Here is a 26,156-nt window from a genome sequence, read left to right as displayed (position 1 = left end):
GGTTTGCCAGACCACTGCTGCCGACGGTGAGGCCCGGTCGCACTTCCGCGCTGCGACCAGGCGGGACCATCCAGCACGAGCGTTGTCGCGATGGTGGCGACGAAGCCGAAAGCTAAGCGGCGCAGGACTTTTCGCTTCATGCAGGCCCTTCCTCACAGCCGGGGCACTCGCTACCCTGACGCAGTAACAGCGCAATCCTGCCAAAAAGTCATTCGCCGATGTCACAAGCTGGGGCAACTTTCCAGCATCTTTTCGGGAACACTCAGGCGATCAGCGTCAGCGCGGCCTTGATCCCCGCTCGCACGGTGTCGGTGTCGCCGACGCCGCCGCTGATGGTGACGCCGTCACGAGTGAGCAGCAGGGCGCGAGCCGCGTCGTCAGGGGTTCGGTGGCCGCCCGCGCGCAGGTGGTGGGCCATGAGTTCGCGGAACCAGGTGCGGTAGTCGTCGACCACCAGTCGGACCGGGTGGGCCGGGTCGGGGAATTCGACGGCGGCGTTGAGGAACGGGCAGCCACGGAAGCCGGGGCCGCAACTGATGTCGCGCAGGCTGTCGAAGATGGTGGCGATGGTGGCGAAGCCGTCGCCGGGCACCGATTCCAACACCTGGCGTTGCCGGTCGTATTCGCGCTGCAAATAGGCCACGACCAGGTCTTCTTTGGTTTTGAAGTGCCGGTAGAACGTGGCTTTGGCGATGCCTGCCTCGGCGATGATCCGGTCGATGCCGACGGTATGCACGCCCTCGGCATAGAACAACCGGGTGGCGGTATCGAGGAGACGTTCACGGGCCGCGCTCATTCCTTGACAATAGCAGACAGACCTGTCTACTCTCTATCACAAGTGAACAGACAAGTCTGTCTAGGAGGACACCATGGCTCCCATCTACACCGCGATCGCCACTTCGGTCGGCCGTGACGGCCGCTCGTACACCGACGACGGCGTGCTCGATCTGACCCTGGCCCGCCCCAAGGCGATGGGCGGCGACGGCGCGGGCACCAACCCGGAGCAGTTGTTCGCGGCCGGTTATTCGGCCTGTTTCGCCAGCGCCTTGCAGATGGTGGCCAAGCGGATGAAGGTCGACGCCGATGACGCGTCGGTGACCGCCGAGGTCGGTTTGAATCCTCTCGAAGGCGGCCGGTTCGGGCTGTCGGTGGTGTTGCGGGTGGAGCTGCCAGAGCACCTCCACAACGAGCAGGGTCAGCAACTCATCGAGACCACCCACCAGGTGTGCCCGTACTCCAACGCCACTCGGGGCAATATCCCCGTGGAACTTGTTGTGGAATAGCCCTGTTCATGCGAAAGGGGGCGAGACTTCAAGTCTCGCCCCCTTTTTCACGCGCTTACGCCTTGGTCACGGAAACCTTGACCCCGCCGGTGATCTCGGCGGCATCGGCACCCGCGTCACCGAAAGTCAGTGCGGTGGCGAGGATCTCCCCGGCGATCAGGTCGCGGTGGGTCGCGGCCCATTCCGCTCGCTCGGCGGGAACATCCAGGATCACGCTGATCCGGTCGGACACCTCGAGCCCCTGCGACTTGCGGGTCTCCTGCAGGTCGCGGATGAGGTCGCGGGCCCAGCCCTCGGCCTCCAGATCCTCGGTGACCACCGAGTTCAGCACCACCAGGCCGGCATTGCCGGGCAGGGCGGCGGTGGACTCGGGTTCGGCGGCCACCAGGCGCTGGGTGTACTCCTCGGGCAGCAGGGTGATTCCGGCGGCGGTGACAACACCGTCGGCGGATTCGCTCCACTCCCCTGCCTTGACGGCCTTGATCACCGTCTGGACCTGCTTGCCGATGCGCGGACCGGCGGCACGCGCGTTGACGACCAGCTCGAACCGGCCGTGCGCGGAGACGTCGGTGGTCAGGTCGACCTTCTTGACGTTGACCTCGTCGGCGATCAGCTCGGTGAACGGCGCCAACCGCTCGGCATCCGCGGCGGCGATGGTGACCTCGGCCAGCGGCAGCCGCACCCGCAGGTTCTGCGCCTTGCGCAGGCTCAGCACGGTGGAGCAGACCACGCGCACCTCGTCCATCGCGGCGACGAGCTCGGGGTCGTGCGGCAGCTCGGTCTCGGACGGCCAGTCGGTGAGGTGCACCGAGCGTTCGCCGGTCAGGCCACGCCAGATGACCTCGGTGATCAGCGGCAGCAGCGGTGCGGCCAGGCGGGTGGCCACCTCGAGGACCGTGTGCAGCGTGTCGACCGCGTCGCGGTCCTCGGTCCAGAAGCGCGAACGGGACCGGCGCACATACCAATTGGTGAGCGCGTCGGCGAAGCCACGCAGCTCGTCGGCGGCACCGGCGATGTCGTAGGTCTCGAGGGCCTCGGTCACCACGTCGCGGGTGACCGCGAGCTTGGCCAGGATGTAGCGATCGAGCACGTTCGGCGAATCCGTGCGCCACACGCCGGGTTTCGAGGCGTAGAGCTGCAGGAAGGTCCACGCGTTCCACAGCGGGCGCATGGCGTGGCTCACGCCTTCGCGGATGCCGCGCTCGGTGACGATGAGGTTGCCGCCACGCAGGATCGGCGAGCTCATCAGGAACCAGCGCATGGCGTCGGAGCCGTCGCGGTCGAAGACCTCGTTGACGTCGGGGTAGTTGCCCTTCGACTTGGACATCTTCAGGCCGTCTTCGCCCAGCACGATGCCGTGCGCGGCAACGGTTTTGAACGCGGGCGAGTCGAACAGCGCCGTGGCAAGCACGTGCAGGGTGTAGAACCAGCCGCGGGTCTGCCCGTTGTACTCGACGATGAAATCGCCGGGGAAGTGGCTGTCGAACCACTCCTTGTTCTCGAACGGGTAGTGCACCTGGGCGTAGGGCATCGAGCCCGATTCGAACCAGCAGTCCAGCACCTCGGGCACCCGGCGCATGGTCGAATTACCGGTCGGGTCATCGGGATTGGGGCGGGTGAGCTCGTCGATGTGCGGGCGGTGCAGGTCGGTGGGGCGCACGCCGAAGTCGGCTTCGAGTTCGTCGAGCGAACCGTAGACGTCCACGCGCGGGTAGGCCGGGTTGTCCGACACCCAGGCTGGGATCGGACTGCCCCAGTAGCGATTTCGACTGATGTTCCAGTCGCGCGCGCCTTCGAGCCACTTGCCGAACTGGCCGTCGCGGATGTGTTCGGGCACCCAGCTGATCTGCTGGTTGAGCTCGACCATCCGGTCGCGGAACTTGGTCACCGCGACGAACCACGACGGCACGGCCATGTAGATCAGCGGCTGACCCGAACGCCAGCTGTGCGGGTAGGAGTGCTCGATTGTCTCGTGCCGCAACAGTTTTCCGGCGGCCTTGAGGTCTTTGATGATCACCGGGTTGGCGTCGAAGACCATCAGGCCCTCGTACAGCGGCACCATCGAGGTGAACTTGCCGGCTGGGTCCAGCGGCTGGACGATCTCGATGCCGTTGGCAGTGGCCACGTCCATGTCCTCTTCACCGAAAGCCGGTGCGAGGTGGACGATTCCGGTACCGGAGTCGGTGGTGACGTAGTCAGCGGTGAGCACGCGGTGCGCGTTGGGGTGGCCGACGAAGAAGTCGAACGGCGGGGCGTAGGACAGGTCGGCCAGCGCCGCACCGTCGTACTCGCCGAGCACCTCGGGTTCGTCGCCGAGTTCGCGGGTGTAGTGCGAAAGACGTTCCGCGGCAAGCAGGTAGCGCTTGTCGTCGGCGCCGCGCACGTGCACGTAGCGCACGTCGGGGTGCACCGCGATGGCGAGGTTGGACGGCAGGGTCCACGGGGTGGTGGTCCAGATCAGCGCGTTGGCGCCGTCCAGGGCGGACAGGGGGTGCTCGGCCGGGACGGACAGCTGCATGTCGACGGTGACCGCGGGGTCCTGACGCATCTTGTACGCGTCGTCGAGGCGGGTCTCCTGGTTCGACAGCGGCGTCTGCTCGTACCAGCTGTAGGGCAGCACGCGGAAGCCCTGGTAGATCAGGCCCTTGTCGTGCAGCGACTTGAACGCCCACATGACCGACTCCATGAAGTCCAGGTCCAGGGTCTTGTAGTCGTTGTCGAAGTCGACCCAGCGGGCCTGGCGGGTGACGTATTCGCGCCACTCGTTGGTGTAGCGCAGCACCGAGGACTTACAGGCGTCGTTGAACTCCGCCAGTCCCATCTGCTCGATCTGCGCCTTGTCGGTGATGCCCAGCTGCTTCTCGGCTTCGATCTCGGCGGGCAGGCCGTGGGTGTCCCAGCCGAAGCGGCGGTCGACCTTCTTACCGCGCATGGTCTGGAAGCGCGGGATCAGGTCCTTGACGTACCCGGTGAGCAGGTGGCCGTAGTGCGGCAGACCGTTGGCGAAGGGGGGTCCGTCGTAGAAGACGAACTCTTCCTCGCTGTCGCGGTTGGCGATGCTGGCGCGGAAGGTGTCGTCGCGGGCCCAGTAGTCGAGCACCTGGGTTTCGAGCTCCGGGAAGGACGCGCCCGCGGCCGCGCCGAAATCGACCCGGGGGTATGCGCTACCGGTACTTGTCTCGTCCGCCATCGCGGATTGCTCCTCGTGCCGCCGCGCTCGAAAGGAGCGCGAAATGTGGGCACGGGGACGATGTCGGCGCCGGTGCGCCGTACCGCGGTACCACCCCGTTTGCTCGCACTGTCCCTCGCCGGGAACAACACGAGCCTCTCGTTGTGTGAGCTGTGACGGGCTCACCCGTTCGGTTCTACTGAGCGCGAACGCCGTTCTTCCGAAGACTCCCCGGTGATAGCCGGATCAACGTCATGTGTACTGAAATTCTAACCGGGCGCGTCCAGCCGATATTTCGCGCCCGTTCAGTTCCGTCGGGCGTGTCGGCCGGGTGGGGCCGGTTCGCTCTCGGGTTTTCGACTGGCCAGTGCGCTCACGAGCAAACTCGCGGCACCGACCACGCAGATCAGAATGCAACCCCACGCCCACACCACCGAACCGGTGGCCAGCGCCGCCACGAGCAGTCCGAAACCGATCGTGGCTAGAACAAGCGTCAAGACGAGCATGGCGACTCCCAAAGCCAACCGAGCAGCCCGACGAAAGCTGGGCATTCCCGAATCACGCGGCGCGCTGCGCCGCGCGACCCGGGAACTAGTTTACTTGCCGCCCTTGGCGAAGGAGGCAGGAGCCAGACTGTTGGCCGAACCGTTGGTTTCGCCCGCGAACTCGGCGCCGTCGACCGGCACAGCCGACCCACGGTTCTCGAGCTCTTCCAGCTGCGATTCCAGGTAGGACTTCAGGCGCACGCGGTACTCGCGCTCGAAGGTCTTCAGCTGCTCGATACGGCTTTCCAGCACGGTGCGCTGCTGGGTGATCGTGGCCATGATCTCGGCGTGCTGACGCTCGGCGTCGGCGGTGAGCGCCTCGGCCTTGTCCTTGGCCTGCCGGATCTGGGTGTCGGACCGGTTCTGCGCATCGGCCAGCATCGCGTCGGACTTGCCGCGCGCGTCGGCGATCATCGCTTCCGAACGGGTGCGGGCGTCGCCGACCAGTCGCTCGGAGTTTGCCCGCGCGTTGGACAGCAGACCCTCGGCCTCGGTCTTGGCGTCGGTGGTGAGGCGGTCCGCCATCTCCTGCGCCAGGGTCAGCACCTTCGCGGCCTGCATGTTGGCGTCCGGGCCGGAGTTCTGCACCGGTGCCGCCACGGGCATCGGAGCGGGCGGCGCGACCGGCATCGGCTGCGGAACAGGTTCTGGTGCCGGCGGCGGAGCCTGCTGCACAGGCGCCTTCGCGGCGTTGACCGGGGCGGACCCACGGTTCTTCTTGGCGTCGGCCAGTTCGGTGTCGAGTTCGGCGACCCGCTGACGCAGGTCGGCGTTCTCCTCGATCAGGCGCGAAAGCTCCTGTTCGACGAGATCCAGGAAGGCATCGACCTCGTCCTCGTTGTAGCCGCGCTTACCGATCGGCGGTTTGCTGAACGCGACGTTGTGCACATCGGCAGGAGTCAGCGGCATCGAAGGATCCCTTCACGCGTCTTTTGGAGAACTAGCAAGCGGTCTTCTCGATTCATTGTGTCACACGGAGGTCACGGGCTGCCCGAGCCTACCCACGATCGACATCAGGATGAAGACGAGGAAGAGCAGGACCATTATCGAAAGATCGAGACGGATCCCCCCAAGATTCACAGGAGGTATCAAACGCCTCAGCAGTTTCACCGGAGGGTCGGTGACAGTGAAGATCACCTCGAGGATGACCACCACCACACCGGTGGGGCGCCAGTCGCGCGCGAAACTGCGAATGAACTCCACGATCACCCGACTGATGAGCAACAGCCAGAAGATGAAGAGCACGAGGTACAGAACCGCGAACAGGGCCACGGCATCACTCTGCCGTAAAACCGGCAACGCGCAAAATGGCCGCGCCGCGCAGTGCGCGGGCGGCCATCTCGGCATCGGCGATGCGGACGCTATTTCTGGTTGTAGAAGCCGTTTTCGGCGATCCGACGGCGCTCTTCCGCTGATACGTCGACATCGGCGGGTGAGAGCAGGAACACCTTCGTGGCCACCTTGTCGAACGACCCGCGCAACGCGAACGCCAGGCCCGCCGCGAAGTCCACCAGACGCTTGGCATCGGCGTTGCTCAGGTCGACCAGGTCCATGATGACCGGGTTGCCCTCGCGGAACCGTTCGCCGATGATCCTGGCCTCGCTGTAGTCGCGCGGACGCAGCGTGGTGATCTTGGACAAGGGACCTCCGTCCTCGAAGATCCCTGGCCGCCGTGCGGGCGCGGGTTCGGGGCGCTCACGCTGCTCCATCCTGCGCTCCTCGGCATCGGGATCGACCGCGAGCGCACCACGAGTGGAGCCACGCATTCCTGGTGCGACACCGCCTGCCCGGAAGGACCGGCCCGACGACGGCGCCGTTTCGATCCTGGTGGGGCGACGCGGCGTCTCGTAGCGATCGTCGGCGTAGGTGTCGGCGACATAGTCGTCGCGACGGGCCTGGTAGGCCGACTTGTAGGCCGGCTGCGGAAAGTCGTCCGCCTCCTCCGCGAAACGGTCTGCACCGTAACGGTCTTCGGCATAGCGGTCGTAGCTGCGCGGGCGGATCCGGTCCGCGCGCTCCTCGGTACCGCGAGGGGCATGATCGTCGACGTAGTCGTCTTCGTACTCATCGAGCGGAACCATGCCGAAGTACGCCTTGAACTTATGCAGGGTACTCATCTGGTCGACCTTCCTTCGGCCCCGGTGGCGGCCGGGTGTTGAAGTTCTTGCTCAGCGCCTCTTCGGCCCAATCGTATGTGTCGAATGTGACTGATGAGGTTTCTTTGCTACGCCGAGGTTATCGGTCGGGTGCCCATCAAGGCGGTTCCGACACGCACACACGTCGAACCGTGTTCGACCGCGATCTCCAAATCACCCGACATACCTGCAGAAAGTTCGGTGGCTTCGGCGTGTTGCGCGAGTAGCGAAGTATGCGACTTCGCAAGCTTCGCAAATGACACATCGGCGGGCGTGTCAAGGGGCGGAATCGCCATCAGACCGGCCAGATGCAGGCCGGGCGCCTTCGCTACGAGGTCGGCCAGAGCGAGCAGATCGGCGGGCGCGACACCCCCGCGTCCGGGGTCGGCGTCCAGGCTCACCTGCAACAGCACCCGCAGCGGCGAGTTACGCTCGCCGGCTGCCAGTGCGTCCTGCGCGGCGCGGTCGAGGGCGTTAGCCAGGCGTTCGCTGTCGACCGAGGCGACGGTGTGCGCCCAGCGCGCTACCGAGCGGGCCTTGTTGCGTTGTAAACGGCCGATCATGTGCCATTCGACGTCGTCGTAGGCCAGTTCGTCGACCTTCGCGGAGGCTTCCTGCTCGCGGGACTCGCCGAATTCACGGCGGCCGAGGGAGTGCAGGATGGCGACGTCGGAGGCGGGGAAGAACTTCGTGACCGGGAGCAGTTTCACCGAACCCGGTGTGCGGCCTGCTGATTCGACCGCGGCGTCGATGCGAGCGAGCAGGCCGTCCAGGCGCGCCGAGAGTTCCGCGGTGCGCGCAGTGGGGTCAGTGGTCATCGGCGTGCTCCGGTGTTCGCGCGGGTGCGGATCCTCGTGCGGGCAGCGTTCGTGCGGGCAGAATCCGGGCGGGCAGTATCCGGGCTCATGCGTTGGTTTCCATCCAGATCACGCCGGCGATGCGGCCGGTGGGGGCGCCGCGGCGGTGGCTGAACAGGGTTTTGTCCTCGATGGTGCAGCGGGGGTCGGTCGCGACACCGGACACGCCCGCTTCGGTGAGCTGTCTGCGGATGCCCGCGCGCAGGTCCAGGCCTGGGGTCTTGCGGACGGTGGTGGTGGCGCTGCCGGGCAGGTGGGCTTCCACGTCGGCCCGCATGGCGGCGGGGACCTCGTACTGGCGACCTGACGCCGCCGGGCCGAGGAAGGCACCGATGCGGTCGATGCGGGCACCGACCGAGACCATCGCCTCGAGCACGCGCGGGACGATGCCGATGCGGGCGCCGATACGGCCCGCGTGGACGGCGGCGATCACGCCCGCCTCGTCGTCGGACAGCAGGATCGGCACACAGTCGGCGGTGAGGACCACCAGCGCCAGGCCGGGCACCGTGGTGACCAGCGCGTCGGTCACCGGGACCGGCTCGTCGCGCGGTCCGTCGACGATCTCGATATTGCGCCCGTGCACCTGTTCCATCCACACCAGGCGGTCCGGCGCGAGGCCGATGCCCTCGGCGAGCCGAATTCGGTTGCGGCGCACGGCTTCCGGATCGTCTCCGACGTGGTCGCCCAGGTTGAACGATTCGTAGGGCGCGGCGGAGAAACCGCCGGCGCGGGTGGTGGTCACCCGGCGGACGTTCACGGTAGGAGGTGCGGAAGTCATGGTTGCCAGGGTAGTGCGGTGGGCAGGTCACCTGGTCACCGCGCGGGGTGACGTGGGCAACCCTCCCAGGACCACGCCGCGCGCGTCACGACGCAGCCCGCGCGTCGCTACGCGCCCGTGGGTCGCGGCGCCACACGTGCAACCGCGATGGCTCGACGTCAGCTACCACTCCCCGCACACGCGAAAGCGCCCGAACTCACAGTGGAGTTCAGGCGCTGTCGGTGGTGCGAAAAACTATCGACGCATGAAGATCGGGATGTCGATGTCGTCGTCATCGTCGCCGTCGTCACGCGGCACCGAGTTGTTGACCTCGTTCATCGCCCGCTCGGTGACCCGTGCGCGCTCGGACTCCCGGTAGCGCTCGGTATCGCGGTAGTTCGGTGCCGCGGCCCGGCCACCGGACACCCCGGCCGTGGCGGGCTCGACGGGACGCGACGGCGCGTCGGGGGTACGCCCCTGGCCGATGGACCCCGCACTGCTGGACCCGATCGGGCCGGACGTGGTCCGGCTCGTGGTGGCCGTGTTGTTCTCGGAACTGCGGCGCGCCGGTCCCCCACCGTCGAATCCCGCGGCGATGACGGTGACACGCACCTCGTCGCCCAGCGAATCGTCGATGACCGTACCGAAGATGATGTTGGCCTCGATGTGCGCGGCCTCCTGCACCAGCGAGGCGGCCTCGTTGATCTCGAACAGGCCCAGATCGGACCCGCCCGCGATCGACAGCAGCACGCCGTGCGCGCCGTCCATGGAGGCCTCGAGCAGCGGCGAGTTGATCGCTGTCTCGGCGGCTTTCACCGATCGACCCTCACCGCGTGCGGAGCCGATGCCCATCAGGGCCGAACCGGCACCCGACATCACGGACTTCACGTCGGCGAAGTCGACGTTGATCAAGCCCGGGGTGGTGATCAGGTCGGTAATGCCCTGAACACCGTTGAGCAGCACCTCATCCGCGGAGCGGAAGGCGTCCATCAGACTCACCGCCGCGTCGCCCAGCTGCAGCAGCCGGTCGTTCGGAATGACGATGAGGGTGTCGCACGACTCGCGAAGCAGGTTGATGCCCACTTCGGCCTGGTTCCCGCGACGTTTTCCTTCGAAGGAAAACGGCCGGGTGACGACTCCTATAGTCAACGCCCCCAGCTTGCGGGCGATGCTGGCGACGACAGGGGCGCCGCCGGTTCCGGTGCCACCACCTTCGCCCGCGGTGACGAAGACCATGTCGGCGCCCTTGAGCACCTCCTCGATCTCGTCCTTGTGGTCCTCTGCGGCCTTGCGGCCGACTTCCGGATCGGCTCCGGCGCCGAGGCCTCGGGTGAGTTCACGACCGACGTCGAGTTTGACGTCGGCGTCGCTCATCAGCAGGGCTTGCGCGTCGGTATTGACCGCGATGAACTCGACTCCCTTGAGTCCCTGTTCGATCATTCGGTTGACGGCGTTCACGCCGCCGCCGCCGATACCGACGACCTTGATCACCGCAAGGTAGTTGTGCGGGGGCGTCATGGGCTCTCGCCTTCCTTCGATCTAAAACCCTCAACCTCAACCATAGGGTTGGCGTTATGTCAAGTATCCGACTGCTGCGGAACGCTATTCGCAGCCACTGCGATCCCGGCGCAGGCGCGCCGAGGCAAGAGCCAGAATCTTGTGCCACAAAGAATGTCGCTCACTTTACCGTGACCAGATTCGGACTCGATACGTCGAACACGGTCCCCTCACGGGTCAGCAGCGGCAACACGACGGCGGCTTTGCGCTCGCCATCGCCCGTGCCGCCCCACACTACCTGTCTCCCGTCGCGAAGGCGCAGTGAGACGTCCGAAATCGACCGTGCGACAACCTCACCCACCTGCACCGACAGCGCGGGCGGCAGGGTGACCAGCACATCCACCGCCGCCCGGGTGGCCGCGGGCCCGGTGAACGAGCCCTCCGACAGCAGCATCGGAACCCCGATCGGCGCCTCGGGTTCGATCGCGAATTCGACACCGTCGGTGTCGATCAGGTGCGCGCCGTCGCCTGCGTCGAAGTACACCACCGCGGTGCGCTCCTCGACGGTGACCAGCACTGTCGAGGGGAATTTACGCTGCACCCGGACAGATCGGACTTTCGGGATCGCGGCCACGCGCTGCGCGATCGCGGTGGTGTCGATGCGCAACATCGAACGGCCGTCCGGGATTTCGAGGCGACCACGCACCTCGGCGTCGGGCACCGCCGACAGTCCGTCGATGCGCACGGTGCGCACCGACAGCGCGGGGGTGAACCAGGCCAACGCCACCAGCAGGCTCACCACCAGCATCGCGACCACCGTCCACAGGCGGTAGCCGTGCCACCCGCGCGCGGCGGGCATCGGCAATCTCATCGGCCGCCCTGCTGCGGCCTGGCGCGCAGGCTGTCGAGAATCTGGGTGCCCAGCATCGTGACATCGCCCGCGCCCATGGTGATCACGACGTCGCCGTCGTGCGCCAGGCCCGCGACCTGCTTGCCGACCTTGGACATATCCGGCTGGTAGTGCACGGGTTTGGTCACCGACCCGGCCACCAGCGCGCCGTTGACGCCGGGCAGCGGGTCTTCGCGGGCGCCGTAGACGTCGAGCACGACCACCTCGTCGGCCAGGCTCAGCGCGGTGCCGAACTCGGTGGCGAAGGTGGCGGTGCGGCTGTACAGGTGCGGTTGGAACACCACGATCACTCGGCCCCTGGTGGTGCGGGCACCGTCGCGCGCCTCCTGGGCGACCAGCTGGGCGGCGGCTTCGAGCACCGCGCGCACCTCGGTGGGGTGATGGGCGTAGTCGTCGAACACGCGCACGCCGTTCTCCCGGCCGGTGAACTGGAACCGGCGGTGCACGCCACCGAAACCCTCCAGTCCCTGGACGATCTCGTCGATGTCGGCGCCGGTGGCGCGCGCGGCCAGCAGCGCGGCCAGTGCGTTCAGCGCCATGTGCCTGCCGGGCACCGACAGGCGCAGCGAGCGCGGCACGGTTTCGCCGTCGAGCTGGAATTCCACGATGCCGCCGACGTCGCGCGGTTGCCAGTCCAGCAGGCGCGCACCGACGGTCACAGGGGCGTCGGTGAGATCGCCGGAGCCGTAACCGAGCACGTCGATGCCGCGTTCTCGCAAACGCGGTGCCACGCGCTGCGCCAAGGCCAGCGAACCGGGATCGTCGAGGCACACCACCAGCAGTCCGCCGGGGGCGAGACGGTCGGCGAAGTCGTCGAAGACCTGGATGTAGGCCTCGTCGGTGCCGAAGTAGTCCAGGTGATCGGATTCGATATTGGTGACCACGGCGACGTCGGGGTCGTATTGCAGCAGTGAGCCGTCGGACTCGTCGGCCTCGGCCACGAAGATGTCGCCGCTGCCGTGGTGGGCGTTGGTGCCCGCCTCGTTGAGCTCGCCGCCCACGGCGAACGACGGGTCGGCGCCGCAGTGCTGCAGGGTGACGATCAGCATCGAGGTGGTGGAGGTCTTGCCGTGGGTGCCCGACACCAGCAGGGTCTTGTGCCCGCGCATCAGCGCCGCGAGCACGGTCGGGCGCATCAGCACGGGGATGTCGCGCCGGTTCGCTTCGACCAGTTCGGGATTGGTCTTCGGGATGGCGGCGTAGGTGGTGACCACCACGGTCGGGCCGCCGGGCAGCAGGTCCAGCGCGTCGGCGGCGTGGCCGATGCGCACCTGCGCGCCGCGGGCCCGCAGCGACAGCACGCCGCGGCTTTCGCGGGCATCGGAACCGGAGACCTGGCCGCCGCGCGACAGCAGGATCCGCGCGATGCCGGACATGCCCGCACCGCCGATTCCGACCATGTGCACGCGTTCGAGTTCGGGTGGCAGGGCCGTGCCGGTGGACTCGCCGATCGTGCCGCTCTGCTCGCTCATCGGGCCACCTCGGTGACGATCCTGGCGACGGTGTCGGCAGCATCGCGATGGCCCGCGCCTGCGGCGGCGCGGCCCATCTGCGCGAGTGCGGCGGGGTCCAGCAGCAGCGGAATCACCTCATCGATCACATATTTCGGAGTCAGTTCGGCATCGGCCACGATTGTGCCACCACCTTGGGCGACCACTGGTCTGGCGTTGAATTCCTGTTCGCCGTTGCCGTGCGGCAGCGGCACGTAGAACGCGGGCAACCCGACCGCGGACACCTCGGCCACGGTCATCGCACCGGACCGGCACACCACCGCGTCGGCGGCGGCGTACGCCAGGTCCATCCGCGACAGATACGGCACCGCGACATACGGTGCGGGTGCGTCGGCGGTACTCACCTCGACGCTGTTCTTGGGGCCGTGCGCGTGCAGCACCGAAACGCCCGCGGCCGCGAGTTGCGGTGCGGCACCGGAGATGGCCTCGTTGAGACTGCGTGCACCCTGCGAACCACCGAACACCAGCAGCACCGGGCCCTGCGCGGGCAGCCCGAAGTGCGCGCGAGCTTCCGCGCGCAGGGCACCACGGTCGAGCTCGGTGATGGAGGCGCGGACCGGAATGCCGACGACCTGCGCACCGGCCAGCCCTGAATCGGGGACGGCGGCAAGCACTTTCGTGGCAAGGCGAGCACCGACCTTGTTGGCGATGCCTGCCTTGGCGTTGGCCTCGTGCACGATCACCGGAACCTTGCGTTTGCGGCCGAACAGTCCACCGCGTGCGGCCAGGTACGCGGGCAGAGCGACGTAGCCGCCGAAGCCGATGATCACATCGGCCTGCACGTCGTCGATGACGGCCCTGGTCGCCTTCACCGAGGCCAAAACCCGGCCGGGCAGGCGCAAAAGGTCCGCGGAGGGTTTGCGCGGCAACGGCACCGGTGGGATCAGTTCGAGGGGGTACCCGCGTTCGGGCACCAGTTTCGTCTCGAGTCCACGTTCGGTACCCAAGGCGGTGACCCGGATCGAATCGTCGAGTCTGCGCAGCGCGTCGGCCACTGCCAACGCGGGTTCGATGTGGCCTGCGGTTCCTCCGCCTGCGACGATCACCGACAACCCGGATCGCGGGTTACTCACCTGGATATACCTCGTTCTCTGTCTCGATGTGCCCGGTTCACGAAGGCCCGCGTGCTCACGCTCCGCTACCTCCGCCGGTCTGCCGTTTCACCGGGCGGTGTGGCATCGGGTAGGTCGGCTCCCATGCTCTAGTCGACCGTAGCGAACTCGTGCCGCGACTTTCGGGTGCGCGTCGCCTGCGCTGCGGGGCGGGCTCGCGACGGGGCGGCTGACGTGGGCGTTCGGGTTTGCGCGGCGCGGGTTTGCGCACGGGCGGGGTGTACACCTCCGGCACCGGCAGGCGCAGCAGTCGACTGAGTCGACCGTCCTGACCGGCTTTCAACGCCGACACCGCTTCTGGTTCGTGCCGGGCGGCGCTGGCGATGATGCCGAACATGAACAGCGTGATCGCCAGCGACGAACCACCCGCGGACACCAGCGGCAGCTGCAGACCGGTCACCGGCAGCAGACCGACGACGTAGCCGATGTTGATCAGTGCCTGCGCGGTGATCCAGGTGGTGGCGGTGGCGGTGAGCAGGCGAAGGAACGGGTCCACCGCGCGCAGCGCGATGCGAATGCCCGTGTAGACGAACAGGGCCAGCAGCGCCAGCACCACCATGCAGCCGAGGAAGCCCAGTTCCTCGCCGATGATGGCGAAGATGAAGTCGTTGTGCGAGTTGGGCAGGTAGCTCCACTTGGCGCGACTCTGGCCAAGACCCCGGCCGAGAATGCCGCCGTCGGCCAGGGAGTACTTGGCTTGCAGCGCCTGGTAATTGGCGCCGAGTGGATCGTCGCCGGGATTGAAGAACGCGCGCACGCGGTCGGAGCGATACCCGGCCGACACCGCGAGCACCGCCGCCGCGACCGTGCCGGTGGCCACGATCGCCACGAACAACCGCACGGGCAGCCCACCGAACCACAGCAGCGCCATCAGCACGATGCCCAGCGCGATGGTGGTCGACAGGTTCGGCTCGAGCACCACCAGCAGACACACCAGCAGACCGGCGGGCACCAGCGGCACCAGGATGTCTTTGAGCTGGCCGCCGCGACGCGACGCGAGCAGGTGCGCGCCCCACACGATCAGGGTCACCTTGACCAATTCCGACGGCTGGATCGACAGCGGCCCGATGTCGAACCAGCGGCGCGCCCCACCGACCTTCGTCCCGATGCCGGGGATCAGCACCAGCACCAGCGCGAGCACCGAGATGCTGAAGATCGGAAACGACCACTGCCGCAGGAACCGCAACGGCAACCGCAACGCCACATAGAACGCGACCGCACCCAGCGCGGCGAACATGGCCTGCTGGATGAACAGCGCGTAGGCCGACTCCCCGTCGGCATAGGACTCCACGCTCGACGCCGACAACACCATCACCAGACCGAGCACGGTGAGCAGGGTGGCGATGGTGACGATCAGGTGGAACGACGCCAGTGGCCGCGCCAGCCACGCGCCGAAGCGCTCCCCCGCCCAGTTCGGCGTGCCGGAGCGGCGCGACGGTCCGGCGCCCTTGTCCGCTCGACTCGTACTCGGCTGGGCCCGCGTGGTCCCCGCGCTGCCTCGGCTGTCAGCCACGCTGCCCCCTTGTGGGCGGTGAGTTCTGGGCTCGGCGCGGTGTGGTCACAGCGCCCGCCCGATGTCACCGTCTTCCAGTGCCGTCACCGCATCCACGAAACAGCGTCCGCGGTGGGTGTAGTCGTCGTACATGTCCAAAGACGCCGCGGCCGGGGCGAGCAGAACGGTGTCGCCGGGGCCTGCCAGGCCTGCCGCGGCGCGCACCGCGCGGCCCATGACCGCTTCGGCTCGCTGGGATCGGGACGACTCCATGTCTGCATCGTCTCCCGCATCCAGCTCGATGACCGGGACTTCGGGTGCGTGTCGCGCCATCGCGGCGGCGATCACCGGCGCGTCGGCCCCGAAAAGGACCGCGCCGACCAGTCGGTCGCCGATCTCCTCGATCAGGTCGTCCACGCTCGCGCCCTTGAGCAGACCGCCCGCCACCCAGACCACCTGCGGGTGCGCCATGATCGCGGCGCGGGCGGCGTGCGGGTTGGTGGCCTTGGAATCGTCGATGAATTCCACGCCGCCCAGTTCGCGCACGAACGCGGTGCGGTGCGGGCCCACTTTGTGTTCGGCCAGGCCCTCTTTGACGAACTGCGGGGCCACGTCGATGGCCCTGGTCAGCGCGGACGCGGCCAGTGCGTCGGCGATGCCGGCGGGTCCTGGTGGGCTGATGTCGCTGGTCTCGGCCAGGATCGCGGCCTTGGTGAAGGCGCGGTCCAGCAGCTTGCCGTCGACCACGCCGAGTTCGCCGTCGGCGGGGACGCCGATGCGGAAACCGACGGTGCGGCGCGCCTTGGCCTTTCGGGCCAGCGAGCCCGCGACCGGGTCGTCGAGGCCGACCACGCCGACGCGACCGGTCAGCGCGCGCGCTTTCGCGGCGGCGTAGGCGTCGAGGCCGCCGTGCCAATCCAGGTGATCCTCGGCGACGTTGAGCACCACGCCCGCTTCGGGTCGCACCGACGGCGCCCAGTGCAGCTGGAACGAGGACAGTTCCACGGCCAGCACCTGCGGACCGGGGTTGCGGCGCAGCGCGTCCAGGATCGGCAGGCCGATATTGCCGCAGGCCACGCTGGGGATGCCGGCGGCGCGCAGGATCGAGTGCGTCATCTGGGTGGTGGTGGTCTTGCCGTTGGTGCCGGTGACCACCAGCCACTTGCGGACGGGGCCGTAGATGCGGGCCTGATCGACCCACCACGCGAATTCGACGTCGCCCCACACGGGCACGCCCTCGGTGACCGCGGAGACCAGCACCGGCGAATCCGGTCGCCAGCCGGGGCTGGTGATCACCAGCGCGAAGCGGCTCAGGTCGGCTTTCTCGAGTTCGACGCTGGGCGCGATCTCGAGGCCGAGTTCGGCGGCTTCGGCCAGGGCCTTGGCGCCGTTGTCGGTGACCACGGGGTGCGCGCCGATATCGCGCAGCGGTTCGATCAGCGAGCGTCCGGAGACGCCCCAACCGGCCACGAGAACGTCACGGCCACGCAGGAATTCCAGCATGGGGCCCGGGGAACGCAGGGCGCGGGGCGAGTGTTCGACCATGTTTCGATTCACCCGACCTGTGACAGATATTCGCTATAGAACAGGCCCAGACCCACTGCGGCGGAGATGCCCGCCAATATCCAGAACCGGATGATCACCGTGGTTTCGGCCCACTTACTCAACTCGAAGTGATGGTGGAACGGCGCCATCTTGAACAGGCGATTGCGGGTGGTGCGGTACACCACGACCTGCAGCACCACCGACGCCGCCTCGGCGACGAACAACGCGCCGATCACGGCCATCAGCAGTTCGGTGCGAGTGGTGACCGACAGACCGGCGATCAGGCCACCCAGCGCCAGCGAACCGGTGTCGCCCATGAAGATCCGCGCGGGCGCGGCGTTCCACCAGAGGAAGCCGATGCACGCGGCGGCCGCGGCGGCACAGACCAGCGCCAGGTCGAGGGGGTCGCGCACGTTGTAGCAGCCGGCTTCGGGGCTGGTGGCGCAGGCGTTGCGGAACTGCCAGAAGGTGATGATCACGTAGGCACCCAGCAGCAGGCTCATCGAACCCGCCGCGAGACCGTCGAGTCCATCGGTCAGATTGACCGCGTTGGACCAGGCCACGACCAGCAGCAGCACCCAGATGACGAAAACGACCGCACCCATGGAGACGGTGTTCCAGTCGCGCACATACGACAGGTGCTGGCTGGCGGGGGCAAGGCCGTCGGTGTTGCGGAACTGCAACACCAGCACCGCGAAGATGACCGCGGCGGCGGTTTGCCCGATGTACTTGCCCGCGGCCGACAGCCCGAGGTTGCGCTGCTTGCGCAGTTTGATGAAGTCGTCGAGGAAGCCGACGATGCCCAGCGCGGTGGTCAGGCCGAGCACGAGCAGACCCGACGCGGTGGGACCTTCGGCGTCGTAGCCGATGCCGATCAGGTGCGAGCCCAGGTAGCCCGCCCACATGCCGATCAGGATGGCGACGCCGCCCATGGTGGGGGTGCCGCGCTTGGCCTGGTGGCTGGCCGGGCCGTCGACCCGGATCTCCTGGCCGAAGCCCTGTTTGGCGAAAACCCGAACCAGCAACGGCGTCAACAGGATCGACACCGCCAGTGCGATCCCCGCCGCGAACAAGATTTGCCTCATCGAGCTTTGTTACCTTCCGCTGCCCCGGTCAGGTGCTCGGCGACGACCCAGAGGCCGACCGCCTTCGACGCCTTGACCAGTACCACATCGCCGGGGGCGATCTCGTCGTCGAGCAGCGCGATCGCCGCGTCGATATCGGGAACGAGGATCGATTCCTCGCCCCAAGAGCCTTCCATTACCGCTCCCTGGTGCAAGCCGTGGGAGGGTCGTCCGGTGCCGACCACGATCAACCGGTCGACATCAAGGCGTACGGCCAGGCGTCCGATCGCGTCGTGTTCGATCACCGAGGTGTCGCCCAGTTCGCCCATCTCGCCCAGTACGGCCCAGCTGCGCCGGTTGGCCGGTTTGGCCATGGTGACCAGCGCTTTGAGCGCCGCGCGCACCGAGTCGGGGTTGGCGTTGTAGGAGTCGTTGATGACGGTGACGCCGTCGGGGGTGGTCGTGACGTCCATGCGGCGCACCGAGGCCGCGGTCGCGCCCGCCAGTGCCGTGGCCACGGTCTCGAGGTCGGCGCCGCATTCCAGGGCCACGGCCGCGGCGGCCAGTGCGTTGCCGACCTGGTGTTCGCCGCTGACCGCGAGCTGCACCGGGATCGACTCGCCGTTCGCGTGCATCGTGAAATGGGCGCGGGCCTGGCCGTCGGTCGTCACGTTCGTGGCGCGGATGTCGGCGTCGCCGGACAGGCCGACCGTGACCACGCGGGCCTTGGTGCGCGAGGCCATGGCGGCCACGTTCGGGTCGTCGGCGTTGAGCACCGCCAGGCCTTCGGCGGGCAGGGCTTCCACGAGTTCGCCCTTGGCCTGCGCGATGGCTTCGCGGCTGCCGAATTCGCCGAGGTGGGCGGTGCCGACATTGAGCACGACGCCGATGCGCGGGGGTGCGATGCGGGCCAGTGCGGCGATGTGGCCGCGGCCGCGCGCGGACAGTTCCAGTGCCAGGAACCGGGTTTCCGCGCCTGCGCGCAGGGCGGTCCAGGGGTGGCCCAGTTCGTTGTTGAACGAGCCGGGCGGCGCGACGACCGCACCCAGCGGTGCGAGCACCGCGGCGAGCAGATCCTTGGTCGAGGTCTTGCCTGAGGATCCGGTGACGCCCACGACGGTGAGTCCGGTGCGCTGCGCCAGGCGTTGCGTGCTGACGCGGGCCAGTTCGGCAAGCGCTGCCAGTACCGCGGCGCCGGAACCGTCGCCGTCGTGGCTCAGCGCCACCGAAGTGGCCGGGACCGAACCGAGTTCGGGGGCGACCACGATCGCCGGCACGCCGACCGGTCGGGCCGCCAGGACCGCGACCGCACCGGCGGCGATCGCGGTGGCCGCGTAGTCGTGCCCGTCGGAGTTGGCGCCCGGTAGCGCGAGGAACAGATCGCCGGAACCGATTCGGCGCGAATCGAATTCGACCGAGCCGGTCACCAGTGCCTGGGGGTCGGGTACGTCGTGCAGCTGTCCGCCGACTACGTCCGCGATCTCCCGCAGTGTCATCTCGATCATGAAACCGTCAAATCCTCCGAGTCCGCACGCGGACTCTGTTGTGTCCGCAGGGCATCCAGCGCCGCGGCGACCACCTCGCGGTCGTCGAACGGCTGCTTGACACCCTTGATCTCCTGGCCCGACTCGTGACCCTTACCCGCCACGAGCACGACGTCGCCCGCGCGCGCCCAGTTCACCGCGGCGGCAATGGCTTTTGCGCGGTCGCCGATCTCGCGGATCTCGCCGCGGTCGGTGTCGGGGATGTCGTGGGCGCCGGCCACCACGGCGGCTCTGATGGCCGCCGGGTCCTCGGTGCGCGGGTTGTCGTCGGTGACGATGAGCAGGTCCGCGCGCGCCGCCGCGGCGCCCATGAGCGGGCGTTTGGCCATGTCGCGGTCGCCGCCGGCGCCGAGTACGACGGCCAGCCTGCCGGTGCCTGCCTCGTCGAGGTGACCGCGCAGGGTGGTCACCACGGATTCGATGGCGGCGGGCTTGTGCGCGTAATCGACCACGGCGAGGAAGTCCTGGCCGTGTTCCACGCGCTGCATCCGGCCGGGCACGTCGACCACGGCCAGCGCGGGTGCCGCGATCGCGGGGTCCACGCCTGCCGCGGCGCAGGTTGCCACGGCCAGCAGGGCGTTGGCGACGTTGTAGCGGCCGGGCAGGCGCAGGCGCACCGTGAGGTCGCCGTCGGGGGTCGCGGCGGTGAATTCCTGTTCGCCGCCGGTGGTTTTGATCTCGCCGACCACGGACCAGGTGGCAGTGCCGGTGGTCGACACGGTGATCGGGTCGACCAGGTCGCCCGCCAGGCGGGTGCCCCACTCGTCGTCGACGCAGATCACCGCGGTGCGCGCGGCGATCGGCGAATCCGCGTCGAACAGTCGACGTTTCGCGGCGAAGTAGTCCTCGAAGTCTTTGTGGAAATCCAGGTGATCCTGGGACAGGTTGGTGAACGCGCCGACCGCGAACCGCACCCCGTCGACCCGGCCCAGTGCCAGCGCGTGGCTGGACACCTCCATCACGACCGCGTCGACACCCTGCTCGACCATCGCGGCGAACATCGCGTGCAACTGCGGCGCCTCGGGAGTGGTGAGCGCACTGGGCACACGTCGGCCGCCGATGCGGGTCTCGATCGTGCCGATCAGGCCGGTGGACAGGCCGGCCGCGACCAGACCCGCTTCGACCAGGTACGAGGTGGTGGTCTTGCCGGAAGTGCCGGTGATGCCGATGATGCGCAGCTTGTCGCTCGGATGGCCGTAGATCTCGGCAGAGAGTTCGCCCAGCACCGCGCGGGGCTGTTCGCGCACCAGCACGGGGACAGCCACGTCACCGATCAGCGCGGCGCCCGCGGCATCGGTGAACACGGCCACCGCGCCCGCGGCGATCGCGTCGGCGGCGAAACGGGCACCGTGCGAGTTCGCGCCGGGCAGACCGACGAACAGGTCGCCGGGGCGCACCGCGTTGGAGCGTTGTTCGATGCCGGTGACCGTCACGTCACCCGATACCGGCGTCGCCGACGTGGCACCGGTGAGGTGCAGCAGCGCCTGCAGCGGGGTCGACAGCGCAGTGGTTGGCCGGAGCGCGTGCGGGCTGGACTGCGCGGGCACAAGGCTCCTCTCTGAGAGTGATCGAGCGCGTGGGCGAGACGAGCAGTCAGGTTACCGACGCGCGGTGTCGGACGGACAACGTGGGTTGAGTTTCAGCGGGCGAACCGCACCCGCTATGACCCGGCTTCCAGCACCAACTGCGCGGGTTCGGGCGACGGTGGCACCCGGTCGCGTTGCAGGGCCCACGAGGCGATGCTGTGGAACAGCGGTGCGGCCGATCCACCACCCGAGCCGTCGGAGCTGCGCACGGGCGCGTCGAGCATCATGCCGATCACGTAGCGGGGGTTGTCCGCGGGCGCCATCCCGGCGAAGGTGATGTAGTACGACGAGGTCGAATAGCACCGACACGCGGGGTCTACCTTCTGCGCGGTGCCGGTCTTGCCCGCCACCTGGTAGCCCTCGATCGCGGCGGGTACGCCGGTGCCCATCTGGACGCCCATCGGGTCCTTCTGCACGGTCGCCTGGAACATCTGCCGCAGGGTCGCCGCGGTCTGCGGGCTGACCACGCGCACGCCGTCGGGTTGCAGTTCCTCGGTGCGGTGGCCGTCGGGGCCGATCTTGGCCTTGACGATGCGCGGCGGGATGCGAAGCCCGTCGTTGGCCACAGCCTGGAACATGCCCGCCATCTGCAGGGTGGTCATCGAAAGACCCTGTCCGATGGGCAGGTTGGCGAAGGAACCGCCGGACCACTGGTCGCGGGCGGGCACCTGGCCACCGCTCTCGCCGGGCAGGCCGACGCCGGTGCGTTGGCCCAGGCCGAATCGGGTGATCATGTCGGCGAAGCGGTCCTCGCCCACCCGCTGCGCGAGCATGAGAGTGCCGACGTTGGAGGACTTTCCGAACACGCCGGTGGTCGTGTAAGGGGCGACGTCGTGTTGCCACGCGTCGTTGACGGTGACGCCTGCCATCCGGATCGAGCCGGGGACCTGCAGCACCTCGTCGGGGGTGGTCACGCCGTATTCGATGGCGGCGGCGGCGGTCACGATCTTGTTGACCGAGCCGGGCTCGAAAGGTTCGGAGACCGAGGGGTTGTTCAGCTTGCCGGTGGTCCAACCATCAGGTCCCAGTGCGGCATTGAAGGTGCCGTCGTTGGCCATCGCCAACACCTGACCGGTCTTGGCGTCCAGGACCACCGCCGAGGCCGAGGACGCGCCCGACATCTGTTTGGCCTGGTTGACCTGCTGCTGCACGTAGTACTGCATATCGGCGTCGAGGGTGAGCTCCACGCCGTTGCCGTTCACCGCGGGCTGCTGATCGCGATAGCTGCCGGGAATCACCGCGCCGTCGGAACCCTGGTCGTAGGTGCGCGAACCGTCGGTGCCCGACAGCACCGAATCCAGTGCCGATTCCAGACCCATGTGGCCCTGGCCGTCCCAGTTCGTCGCGCCGATCACATTGGATGCCAGTGAGCCACCGGGGTATTCGCGCCGGTCGGTACGTTCGGCGCCGACCACCGAATACTTCTCGGTGATCTCCGCGGCCACCCGCGGATCGACATTCTTGACCAGGTACTCGAAGCCCTTCTCACTGTTCAGCTTCGCCAGCAGATCCTTCTCGCTGGGCGTGCCCGCGATGGCACCGAGCTTGTCGTGGATGAACTTCGCGATGTCCTTCAAGTGCTGCTCGGGATCGGGCGCGCTGGCCTTGAGCTCCTTGGCCTTGGCCAACTGCTTACGCACCAGAACCGGTTGGAACGTCAGGGATTTCACGGTCAACGTGAAGGCGAGCTGATTGCCGTACCGGTCGGTGATCGGACCACGCACCGCGGCCTCGGTCGCCTTGATGGTGCGCTGTGCCGCCGACTGCGCGGACAGGGCGGGCGAGGCGAAACTCTGAATGTAGAGCAGCTGCAACGCGACAACGGCCAGGGTCGACAACAGCGCCACCCGCCCGACACCGAGGCGCAGGCGGATGGGCCGGTCCGGCGAGAGCGACCGGGCCCTCGACGAGACCGGCCCGCGTCGCTTCGGCGACGCGGGCCCGCTGCGTTTCATCGGGGGACATCCTGCGATTCGACGACCTGAGGCTGTTCGCTCGGCACCGCATCGGCAGGGGGTGCGACCGTGGTCGGCGGTCCGGCGACAGGGGCTCGGGGTCCGGGGGCCGCACCCGGCGTGGGTAGCGGCACGTCGGCCGGGGTGGCCGGTTCGGGAGCCAGGCCCGATTCGGGTGCGAAGCCTGGTGTGGGCGAAGGGGTTTCGACCTGGGCAAAAGGTTCGCCCTGAGCTGGGGCCTCAGCTCGATCGGGCACCGTCACCGGGGCCGGCGGTGCGCCGCCGTCGACCGGAACGGGCTGGCCTGCCGGCGCGAGGATTTCACCATTCGCCGATGCGGGCGTCTGCGCGGGCAGCGGAGTCTGACCGTTCGCCGGCACCGGCGCTGCGATCGGGGCAGCGACGATCGGAGCCGGCGCCTGTTCCGCGGGCTGCGGCGGAACGGCCGGAGCCTGGGGTTCGTTCGCGGCGGGAGCTGTCGGTGCGGCCAACGCGGGTGCCGGTACCGGTGTCGGAACACCGCTGGGCATAACAGGACTCGCGCCGGTTGCTGCGGGACCCGTGTTGGGAGCCACCGGGCTGGTCAGCGGCACGCCCGGCAGTACGGGCACCACACGCTCACCCTGCGCCTGCGCATGACCCGGTGCCGGACCGTTGGGCGTGGTGGTCGGCGGGGCGTTCAGCGGCGGGGCGGGTGCACCCTGAGCCGGCGTCGGGTCGCCGATCACCGTGACCTCACCGTCGGCGCCGATCACCAGGCGGGCCGGGTCCTTGGCGGGGATCATGCCGAGTTCGCGTGCGCGGGAAGCCAATTCGGGGGCAGATTCCGCACCGGCAACCTCACGCTGCAGGGCGGCCCGCTCGTCGGCGAGCTTGCGGTTGGTGGCCCTGGTGTCGCTGAGCCGGTAGCTGTCCTCGGCGGCGCGGGTGGTGAGCAGCAGGGTCAGGGCAAGGCCGCACGCGAGCAGACCGATGATCGCGGTGACGAACGGGATCCGTCCCGCCATCGTCGAGTTCCGTTCGGGCAGTTCGATGCCGTCGAGCAGCTGTTCCCTGGTGCGCTTGCGGGCGTAGGCCCGCTGTGCCGCACCGGATTTCACTCGTTGTGCCGCTTGCACGCGGCGAGCCGCCTTGCTCGGTACCGCGACTGTGCTGCTCCGCACGCTCATCGTGTCCCCTCCTGTGTCCTCCCTGACCTCTCCGCGATACGTTCGGCCGCGCGCATCCGCACCGGTGCGGATCGCGGATTGACCTCGATCTCGGAATCGGTCGCTTTTTCCGCACCTCGGGTGAGCATCGTGAACTCCGGTCCCATGCCGGGCAGTTCGACCGGCAGGTCCATCGGTGACCGGGAGATGATCCGTGGTGCGAGTTCGTGTTTGACCAGCCGATCTTCCAGCGACTGGTACGACATGACGCAGATCCGTCCGCCCACACGCAGTGAATCCAGGGCCGCGGGCAGTGCCGCTCGCAGCGAGTCGAGTTCGCCGTTGACCTCCACGCGCAGCGCCTGGAACGAACGCTTGGCCGGATGTCCGCCGGTGCGGCGCGCGGCGGCCGGGATGGTCGCGTAGAGCACCTCGACCAGTTCGGCGCTGGTGGCGAACGGTTTCACCACGCGCCTGCGCAGCACCTCCGAGGCGATCTTGCCCGCGAACCGTTCGTCGCCATAGGTTTTCAGCACCCGCGCCAGGTCGCCGTGGCTGTAGGTGTTGAGCACGTCGGCGGCGGTAGGGCCCGTGGTGGGGTCCATTCGCATGTCCAGCGGCGCGTCGATGGAGTAGGCGAAGCCGCGTTCGGCTTCGTCGAGCTGCATCGACGACACTCCGAGGTCCATGAGAACGGCGGAGACCGAACCGATTTCGTTCAGGCCCGCCTCGGCCAACGCCGCGGGGATGCCGTCGTAGCGGGTGTGCACCAGCGTGACCCGGTCGGCGTAGGGCGCGAGGCGCTCGCCGGCCAGCCGCAAGGCGGTGGTGTCGCGATCGAGTCCGACCAGTCGTGCTTCGGGGTAGGTGCGCAGGAAATGTTCCGCGTGCCCGCCCAATCCGAGCGTCGCGTCCAAGTAGACCGCGCCCGGTTCGCTCAGCGCGGGGCCGAGCAGATCGTCGGCGCGCTCGAGCAGGACCGGCACATGACGGGGGTTCTCGGCGTCATGGCTCACCTTGACCTCCCGGGATACTGCCGCGCTGAGCTGACGGATCGTCTTGCCCCGCGGCGTTTTTCGAATGAGTGTGTGTGAAACGAGCTGCCGCGAATGCTTCGAGGTCTCTGACCGGGGCACGGCACCTGGCGTCGGGGAAGTACGTCAGGGTCCACGCCCGGGCAGAGGCCTCGCAGCACTCGCGTGCTCGGGGTCAGAAGATTCCGCCCAGCGACTCGTCTCCGGCTTGCGCGTAGTCCTCCTCGTGGTCTTCGAGGTAGGTCTCCCACGCCTGCTTATCCCATATTTCGAGGAAATCGACCGACCCGATGACCACGCAATCCCGTGAGAGGTTCGCATAGCGCCGATGGTCGGGCGACAGCGTGATCCGGCCTTGTGCGTCCGGACGTTGCTCGTCGGTGCCTGCTGCCAGTGCTCGAACGAAAGCCCTTGCCTGCGGGTTGCTTCGGGACGCCGACGCGGCTCGTCGCGCAAGCGCGGTGAACTCGTCTTTGGGATACACGGCCAGGCTGTGGTCTTGGCCTTTCGTGACCATCAACCCTCCCGCCAGATCGTCTCGAAACTTCGCAGGCAACGTCAGCCGCCCTTTGTCGTCCAATCGGGGGGTGTAGGTACCGAGGAACATCCCGGCCACCTCCCTACTGGATTAACACCGCCGTGAGGCCTCTCCTGTAGTGCGCGACCCACATTACCCCACTTTCCCCCACTTTCCAGCGAAACCTTGCGTGATCTCGCTCCCCGCCAACGCAATTGCGCAGGTCACCCCAGCTATCACTGAGATTCGTGGTTATCGGGAGTTCGGGCAACCCGCGCGGGTCGGCAACCCGCGGTTCCGACAACGTTCAGCAAACACCGCAGGTACGCGACTATTCGGACATCGCGTGGGGGCGGGGTGGGGGGCCGTGGGGAAGGTGGGGGCAACGCCCTGCCGACACCACGCACGCACAAAGGCGGCGCCGCACCCGGTGGTGGGGGTGGCTCCGCCGTTGTGGCCGGCGCGGGGGGGGGTAATCCTTTTCTAACCACCCAC

Annotated in this window: 22 protein-coding genes; 1 reads left to right on the top strand and 21 read right to left on the bottom strand. The window is 68.0% G+C overall.

Translation table 11 applies throughout. The features are described from left to right. Positions 1-262 precede the first annotated feature (262 nt). Complete coding sequence (locus ACFWVD_RS18475) at positions 263-796, bottom strand: TetR/AcrR family transcriptional regulator (protein WP_379244256.1); 534 nt, start codon at positions 794-796, stop codon at positions 263-265. Between the two features lie 73 nt (positions 797-869). On the opposite strand from ACFWVD_RS18475, the gene ACFWVD_RS18470 reads away from it, so the two are divergent. Then, entirely contained in the window at positions 870-1,283 is a 414-nt protein-coding gene (locus ACFWVD_RS18470) for an organic hydroperoxide resistance protein (protein WP_379244254.1), read from the top strand. A 55-nt stretch (positions 1,284-1,338) separates the two neighbouring features. Here the strand turns inward: ACFWVD_RS18470 and ileS are convergent, their stop codons facing one another. The 20 genes from ileS to mraZ form a co-directional block, all read right to left on the bottom strand. After that, positions 1,339-4,473, bottom strand: a complete 3,135-nt coding sequence (gene ileS, locus ACFWVD_RS18465; protein WP_379244252.1) for an isoleucine--tRNA ligase — start codon at positions 4,471-4,473, stop codon at positions 1,339-1,341. A gap of 284 nt (positions 4,474-4,757) precedes the next feature. Then, the gene (locus tag ACFWVD_RS18460) at positions 4,758-4,958 is read right to left on the bottom strand and encodes a hypothetical protein (protein ID WP_379244250.1); all 201 of its coding nucleotides are present in this window, start codon (positions 4,956-4,958) and stop codon (positions 4,758-4,760) included. A gap of 90 nt (positions 4,959-5,048) precedes the next feature. Next, positions 5,049-5,906 (bottom strand): DivIVA domain-containing protein, encoded by an 858-nt coding sequence (locus ACFWVD_RS18455; protein ID WP_379244248.1) that lies wholly within the window; start codon positions 5,904-5,906, stop codon positions 5,049-5,051. A gap of 60 nt (positions 5,907-5,966) precedes the next feature. Continuing rightward, complete coding sequence (locus tag ACFWVD_RS18450; RefSeq protein WP_379244246.1) at positions 5,967-6,269, bottom strand: YggT family protein; 303 nt, start codon at positions 6,267-6,269, stop codon at positions 5,967-5,969. An 89-nt stretch (positions 6,270-6,358) separates the two neighbouring features. Next, the gene (locus ACFWVD_RS18445) at positions 6,359-7,114 is read right to left on the bottom strand and encodes a cell division protein SepF (RefSeq protein ID WP_379244244.1); all 756 of its coding nucleotides are present in this window, start codon (positions 7,112-7,114) and stop codon (positions 6,359-6,361) included. A gap of 107 nt (positions 7,115-7,221) precedes the next feature. Then, positions 7,222-7,950 (bottom strand): YggS family pyridoxal phosphate-dependent enzyme, encoded by a 729-nt coding sequence (locus ACFWVD_RS18440; protein ID WP_379244242.1) that lies wholly within the window; start codon positions 7,948-7,950, stop codon positions 7,222-7,224. A gap of 85 nt (positions 7,951-8,035) precedes the next feature. Next, the gene (gene pgeF / locus ACFWVD_RS18435) at positions 8,036-8,767 is read right to left on the bottom strand and encodes a peptidoglycan editing factor PgeF (RefSeq protein ID WP_379244240.1); all 732 of its coding nucleotides are present in this window, start codon (positions 8,765-8,767) and stop codon (positions 8,036-8,038) included. 234 nt (positions 8,768-9,001) lie between these two features. Then, complete coding sequence (gene ftsZ / locus ACFWVD_RS18430) at positions 9,002-10,264, bottom strand: cell division protein FtsZ (RefSeq protein ID WP_379244239.1); 1,263 nt, start codon at positions 10,262-10,264, stop codon at positions 9,002-9,004. Between the two features lie 160 nt (positions 10,265-10,424). Beyond that, positions 10,425-11,114: a cell division protein FtsQ/DivIB gene (locus tag ACFWVD_RS18425; protein WP_379244237.1), complete on the bottom strand. Its 690-nt coding sequence runs from the start codon at positions 11,112-11,114 to the stop codon at positions 10,425-10,427. Further along, on the bottom strand, positions 11,111-12,625 hold the full coding sequence (gene murC / locus ACFWVD_RS18420; protein WP_379244235.1) for a UDP-N-acetylmuramate--L-alanine ligase: 1,515 nt from the start codon (positions 12,623-12,625) through the stop codon (positions 11,111-11,113). Before murC ends, ACFWVD_RS18425 begins: the two co-directional genes overlap by 4 nt. After that, positions 12,622-13,737 (bottom strand): undecaprenyldiphospho-muramoylpentapeptide beta-N-acetylglucosaminyltransferase, encoded by a 1,116-nt coding sequence (gene murG, locus ACFWVD_RS18415; RefSeq protein ID WP_379244233.1) that lies wholly within the window; start codon positions 13,735-13,737, stop codon positions 12,622-12,624. Before murG ends, murC begins: the two co-directional genes overlap by 4 nt. A 55-nt stretch (positions 13,738-13,792) precedes the next feature. Next, positions 13,793-15,160 (bottom strand): putative lipid II flippase FtsW, encoded by a 1,368-nt coding sequence (gene ftsW / locus ACFWVD_RS18410; protein ID WP_379244340.1) that lies wholly within the window; start codon positions 15,158-15,160, stop codon positions 13,793-13,795. Between the two features lie 174 nt (positions 15,161-15,334). Further along, a complete protein-coding gene (murD, locus tag ACFWVD_RS18405; protein WP_379244338.1) occupies positions 15,335-16,771 on the bottom strand; it encodes a UDP-N-acetylmuramoyl-L-alanine--D-glutamate ligase in 1,437 nt (478 codons plus the stop codon). Between the two features lie 50 nt (positions 16,772-16,821). Then, complete coding sequence (mraY, locus tag ACFWVD_RS18400; RefSeq protein ID WP_379244231.1) at positions 16,822-17,898, bottom strand: phospho-N-acetylmuramoyl-pentapeptide-transferase; 1,077 nt, start codon at positions 17,896-17,898, stop codon at positions 16,822-16,824. Further along, positions 17,895-19,382 carry a UDP-N-acetylmuramoyl-tripeptide--D-alanyl-D-alanine ligase gene (murF, locus tag ACFWVD_RS18395; protein WP_379244229.1) on the bottom strand — a complete coding sequence of 496 codons (1,488 nt, stop codon included), beginning with the start codon at positions 19,380-19,382 and terminating at the stop codon, positions 17,895-17,897. Before murF ends, mraY begins: the two co-directional genes overlap by 4 nt. After that, positions 19,379-20,968: a UDP-N-acetylmuramoyl-L-alanyl-D-glutamate--2,6-diaminopimelate ligase gene (locus ACFWVD_RS18390; RefSeq protein ID WP_379244227.1), complete on the bottom strand. Its 1,590-nt coding sequence runs from the start codon at positions 20,966-20,968 to the stop codon at positions 19,379-19,381. Before ACFWVD_RS18390 ends, murF begins: the two co-directional genes overlap by 4 nt. 113 nt (positions 20,969-21,081) lie before the next feature. Next, complete coding sequence (locus ACFWVD_RS18385) at positions 21,082-22,962, bottom strand: peptidoglycan D,D-transpeptidase FtsI family protein (protein WP_379244225.1); 1,881 nt, start codon at positions 22,960-22,962, stop codon at positions 21,082-21,084. Continuing rightward, on the bottom strand, positions 22,959-24,131 hold the full coding sequence (locus tag ACFWVD_RS18380; RefSeq protein ID WP_379244223.1) for a hypothetical protein: 1,173 nt from the start codon (positions 24,129-24,131) through the stop codon (positions 22,959-22,961). The genes ACFWVD_RS18385 and ACFWVD_RS18380 overlap by 4 nt, the downstream gene beginning before the upstream one ends. Continuing rightward, positions 24,128-25,126 carry a 16S rRNA (cytosine(1402)-N(4))-methyltransferase RsmH gene (rsmH, locus tag ACFWVD_RS18375; RefSeq protein WP_379244221.1) on the bottom strand — a complete coding sequence of 333 codons (999 nt, stop codon included), beginning with the start codon at positions 25,124-25,126 and terminating at the stop codon, positions 24,128-24,130. The genes ACFWVD_RS18380 and rsmH overlap by 4 nt, the downstream gene beginning before the upstream one ends. Before the next feature lie 193 nt (positions 25,127-25,319). Beyond that, on the bottom strand, positions 25,320-25,751 hold the full coding sequence (gene mraZ, locus ACFWVD_RS18370; RefSeq protein ID WP_379244219.1) for a division/cell wall cluster transcriptional repressor MraZ: 432 nt from the start codon (positions 25,749-25,751) through the stop codon (positions 25,320-25,322). Between the last annotated feature and the right edge of the window lie 405 nt (positions 25,752-26,156).

Origin of the sequence: Nocardia sp. NPDC058666 (assembly GCF_042714895.1) — a bacterium.
Classification (GTDB): Bacteria; Actinomycetota; Actinomycetes; order Mycobacteriales; family Mycobacteriaceae; genus Nocardia.
Note: the sequence above shows the minus strand (reverse complement) of the source record. Positions and strands in the feature narration are given on the sequence as shown.

Excerpts from the sequence above, each read along its gene's own strand:
- mraZ (WP_379244219.1), bottom strand. The coding sequence starts at position 25,751 with ATGTTCCTCGGTACCTACACCCCCCGATTGGACGACAAAGGGCGGCTG.
- murC (WP_379244235.1), bottom strand. The coding sequence starts at position 12,625 with ATGAGCGAGCAGAGCGGCACGATCGGCGAGTCCACCGGCACGGCCCTG.
- murF (WP_379244229.1), bottom strand. The coding sequence starts at position 19,382 with ATGATCGAGATGACACTGCGGGAGATCGCGGACGTAGTCGGCGGACAG.
- ACFWVD_RS18380 (WP_379244223.1), bottom strand. The coding sequence starts at position 24,131 with ATGAGCGTGCGGAGCAGCACAGTCGCGGTACCGAGCAAGGCGGCTCGC.
- ACFWVD_RS18475 (WP_379244256.1), bottom strand. The coding sequence starts at position 796 with ATGAGCGCGGCCCGTGAACGTCTCCTCGATACCGCCACCCGGTTGTTC.
- ACFWVD_RS18460 (WP_379244250.1), bottom strand. The coding sequence starts at position 4,958 with ATGCTCGTCTTGACGCTTGTTCTAGCCACGATCGGTTTCGGACTGCTC.
- ACFWVD_RS18470 (WP_379244254.1), top strand. The coding sequence starts at position 870 with ATGGCTCCCATCTACACCGCGATCGCCACTTCGGTCGGCCGTGACGGC.
- ACFWVD_RS18425 (WP_379244237.1), bottom strand. The coding sequence starts at position 11,114 with ATGAGATTGCCGATGCCCGCCGCGCGCGGGTGGCACGGCTACCGCCTG.
- ACFWVD_RS18385 (WP_379244225.1), bottom strand. The coding sequence starts at position 22,962 with ATGAAACGCAGCGGGCCCGCGTCGCCGAAGCGACGCGGGCCGGTCTCG.
- ACFWVD_RS18445 (WP_379244244.1), bottom strand. The coding sequence starts at position 7,114 with ATGAGTACCCTGCATAAGTTCAAGGCGTACTTCGGCATGGTTCCGCTC.
- mraY (WP_379244231.1), bottom strand. The coding sequence starts at position 17,898 with ATGAGGCAAATCTTGTTCGCGGCGGGGATCGCACTGGCGGTGTCGATC.
- murD (WP_379244338.1), bottom strand. The coding sequence starts at position 16,771 with ATGCTGGAATTCCTGCGTGGCCGTGACGTTCTCGTGGCCGGTTGGGGC.
- ACFWVD_RS18455 (WP_379244248.1), bottom strand. The coding sequence starts at position 5,906 with ATGCCGCTGACTCCTGCCGATGTGCACAACGTCGCGTTCAGCAAACCG.
- ACFWVD_RS18440 (WP_379244242.1), bottom strand. The coding sequence starts at position 7,950 with ATGACCACTGACCCCACTGCGCGCACCGCGGAACTCTCGGCGCGCCTG.
- ftsZ (WP_379244239.1), bottom strand. The coding sequence starts at position 10,264 with ATGACGCCCCCGCACAACTACCTTGCGGTGATCAAGGTCGTCGGTATC.
- pgeF (WP_379244240.1), bottom strand. The coding sequence starts at position 8,767 with ATGACTTCCGCACCTCCTACCGTGAACGTCCGCCGGGTGACCACCACC.
- ileS (WP_379244252.1), bottom strand. The coding sequence starts at position 4,473 with ATGGCGGACGAGACAAGTACCGGTAGCGCATACCCCCGGGTCGATTTC.